We start from the raw sequence: 3546 nt of genomic DNA on the forward strand, positions 1-3546 counted from the left end.
TCCGCTCATCCGTGGGAGGCGACACGAGAGCAGCAGATCGTCGTCGCCGAGCGTGTCCTCGCATCGTCAGGTTACGGAGCGTGGCCGGGATGCTCACGTCGTCACGGATGGCTTCGATGATCTCATTCGGAATCGAGTATCCCGAACGACCGTGGACCACGAACGCCGAGCGCTCCGGTAACCGATGGGATCGCGCCAAGAAAACGAAACAGTGGAGGACAGCGTACGCGCTCCTCGCGACCGAACTCGCCCCGCCAAGACTCGAATGGTGCGACGTGATCGTCGAGCCGTGGCTCCGCAATCGTGCCGGCGTTCAGGATACTGGAGCGTGTCATCCCGCAGCGAAAGCAGCGATCGACGGACTCGTCGACGCCGGAGTTCTCGACGATGACACTCCCGACATCGTCCGCAGCATCACTTACCTAGCCCCCAAGATCGGACGAGACGCTCTCGTCCTCATCATCGAAGGAGAAACCAAACGATGAACAGCACTGCCCCCAACCGACGACCGACACCTCCCGCACCGGAGCACGTCGCCGACGATCTTCAACGGATCCGACTCCTGACTCGTGAGATGCGCGCCTCCGAGAAACGCATCGCCGACAACGGTCGAGAGCGACGCGCCCTCCTCCGAGAACTCCGTCTGAAGCACGTCCCGTTTCGGACACTGGCCGAGGCCGCCGGCACCTCCGAGCAGGCGATCTACAAGGACCTCCGCCACGGACGGACCCGGACCGCCTAGCCCGCGATCCCTTGTCCGCTATGGCATCTCTCGGCATACTTGACCGGGGTAGAGTCGAGACGTATGATTACTGACATGACAACGACCACCACCGCCCACCGCCCCAACACTTACGCCGGCTCGTGCGGCAAGTGCCACGAGCACGTCGAAGCCGGTCAGGGTTTCATCTACAAGAACTACCCGTTCCACTCCTCACCGTGGTTCGTGAAGTGTGGAGACCTCGACTCGTGCGCGACGCGTGTCGCCGACGCCGAAGCAGCAGTGAAGGCCGCCGCCGACGCCCGTCGATCAGCGAAGCCCGAGGTCGTCGAGGCGATCGCACTCGGAGAGGCGAACCTCCACCTCCCGAAGACGATCGTGATCTCATGGGGAGACGCCGACGGTCAGAGCGTGACGATCACCCGCCGCAACACGAAGACGGGATGTCGCCTCACGAACCCATTCGAGGGAACGAGCAACGCCGCACCCTACGACTCAGAGGCCGAAGCGGTCGCCGCGATGATCCGTCGCCTCCGGATCGCCGCCCGTCCCGTCGGCATCGGCGACGCCGATCAGATCGCAGCGATCGAGGAAGTCCTCGAAATGGTGAACGATCCGGCATGACCGACACGACAGTCGATCCGGATCCTCTCCTCATGGAAGCGGTCCGGAGCATCGCGCGCCGATGCGATGGCGCCTCGACCGACGACGGGATCGGATACTCCGGACCGGATGCTCCGTTCGGTCGCGCTCTCGCCATGATGCCCGAACAAGCGTGGACCCCGGAGATCGCGCGCGAGGCGTGGGAGATGCTCCGCAAGTATCGCGCCCAACTCTCGACGATCGGCATCGACTACGACGCGATCGTTCCGCCTCGATCCGTCACGACACCGACTCAGGGTCGAGGGATCGTCGTCGTCGATCACGATCAGACTCTCGGGATCACGATCAAGATTCCGTACGGTCATCCGCTCGACGTGAAATCGAAACTGTCCGCCCGATGGGATCGCGACGGGAAACGATGGATCGTCCCGCCTCGACGTTTCTCGATGGTCCTCGACGTCGCCGCCGAACACGACATCCCGATTACCCCGGCAGCGCGTGAGGTCCTCTCGACCGCCGTCGACGTCCCTCTCGGATCCGTGTCGATCGTCGACGACCTCCTCGTACTGGCGTTCGACTACGACCCGGACGCCGTCGGCGCCGTGAAAGACATCCCCGGCCGCCTATGGGATCCTGATCGTCGAGTGTGGACCGCCCCGCTGTCCTCGGCCGCACTGGTCCGCACCTTCGCCGCACGACACCGACTCACCATCCCCGCCGCCGTGGCCGACCTCCCCGAGATCGAGCCGGACCTCCGACCTGCGATCTCGATCGCCGCCGGCGAGTTCATCCTCCGGTTCCCCTACGACCGTGATCTCATCGCCCGAGTCCGAGACCTCCCCGGCGCCCGATGGTCCGCCCGGTCGAGAGTGTGGACCGTCGACATCGAAGCAGCGATCGAGGTCTCCGAGTTCGCCGTCGCGACGTCCGCCATCATCGACGCGACCGCCGCCGAGGTCCTCACCGACGCCGCCGAGGCGATCGCCCGGATCGAAGCCTCCGCCGCCTCCGACGCTGAGATCGAGATCGACGGTCTCGGAGGGACCCTCCTCCCGTTCCAACGTGCCGGGGTCGCCTATGTCCTCCGAGCCGGAGGCGATGTCCTGATCGCCGATCAGATGGGACTAGGAAAGACCGTTCAGGCTCTCGCGTGCCTCGCCGCCCGGGATGCCCGTCCCGCCGTCATCGTCTGCCCCGCCTCGCTGAAACTGAACTGGCGCCGAGAGGTCGAGCACTGGCTCCCCGGATGGTCGGTCGGAGTGATCTCCGGGACCCGGGCCGACACCGCTCAGAACCCACCGCCCGACGTGACGATCGTGAACTACGACGTCCTCGACACTTGGGCCGAGGTGCTCCCCGCCCCGGCCGCCGTCATCCTCGACGAGTCGCATTACATCAAGAACGGAACAGCGCTCCGCACGAAGGCGGCGATCAGACTCGCCGACCGGACCGCTCCCGACGCCCTCCGCCTCTGCCTCACCGGGACCCCCGTCGTCAACGTCCCCGGCGAGATCGTGACCCAACTCCGATTTCTCCGACGCCTCGACGAGTTCGGCGGACCCGGCGACTTCCGGACCCGATACGCCGGCGGACATAACCTCCCCGAACTGAACCGACGACTCCGAGCCTCGTGTATGGTCCGCCGCCGGAAGGAGGACGTCCTCACCGAACTACCTCCGAAACGATGGTCCTCGATCATCGTCGACGGCGACCCGGCCGCAATGCGCGAGTACCACCGAGCCGAGGCCGACATCGTCTCATACCTCGCCGACAGTGCTCGACGGACCGCCGAGGAATCCGGAGCAACCTCCGAGGAGGCGCGCCGCATCGCATGGGAGGCAGCGACACGCGCCGCCGCCGCTGAGCACCTCGTCGCCGTGTCCGCCCTGAAACGTCTCGCCGCCCGAGCAAAGGTCCCCGCCGCTCGACAATGGGTCGCCGACTTCGTCGACACCGGATCGAAACTCGTCGCGTTCGCTCATCACCGAGAGATCGTCGATCTCATCGCCGACGAGTTCGCCGACGGTCGCCGCATCACCGGAGCGGTCTCGATCCCGGATCGGCAGATCGCCGTCGATCAGTTTCAACAGACCGAAAGCGCTCAGGTCATCGCGTGTTCGCTGAAGGCCGCCGGAGTCGGACTCACCCTCACCGCCGCCGCCGATGTCCTGTTCATCGAGCAAGGGTGGACACCGGCCGACATGGATCAGGCCGCGGATCGT

5 protein-coding genes are annotated in these 3546 nt (G+C 65.6%); all 5 read left to right on the plus strand.

All coding sequences use genetic code 11. The annotated features are described in order from the left end of the window. Positions 1-120 (plus strand): transglycosylase family protein (locus ACIQ0Q_RS08795; protein WP_395772568.1); only part of this gene is annotated, 120 nt, incomplete at its 5' end. Then, positions 108-485: a hypothetical protein gene (locus tag ACIQ0Q_RS08800; protein ID WP_395772564.1), complete on the plus strand. Its 378-nt coding sequence runs from the start codon at positions 108-110 to the stop codon at positions 483-485. The genes ACIQ0Q_RS08795 and ACIQ0Q_RS08800, both read left to right, overlap by 13 nt. After that, positions 482-742 carry a hypothetical protein gene (locus ACIQ0Q_RS08805; RefSeq protein ID WP_395772565.1) on the plus strand — a complete coding sequence of 87 codons (261 nt, stop codon included), beginning with the start codon at positions 482-484 and terminating at the stop codon, positions 740-742. Before ACIQ0Q_RS08800 ends, ACIQ0Q_RS08805 begins: the two co-directional genes overlap by 4 nt. Before the next feature lie 75 nt (positions 743-817). Beyond that, on the plus strand, positions 818-1345 hold the full coding sequence (locus ACIQ0Q_RS08810) for a hypothetical protein (protein WP_395772566.1): 528 nt from the start codon (positions 818-820) through the stop codon (positions 1343-1345). Beyond that, a partial coding sequence (locus tag ACIQ0Q_RS08815; RefSeq protein WP_395772567.1) for a DEAD/DEAH box helicase occupies positions 1342-3546 on the plus strand: 2205 nt, incomplete at its 3' end. The genes ACIQ0Q_RS08810 and ACIQ0Q_RS08815, both read left to right, overlap by 4 nt.

The sequence above is a fragment of the Arenimonas sp. genome (assembly GCF_044348765.1).
Taxonomy (GTDB): domain Bacteria; phylum Pseudomonadota; class Gammaproteobacteria; order Xanthomonadales; family Xanthomonadaceae; genus Arenimonas.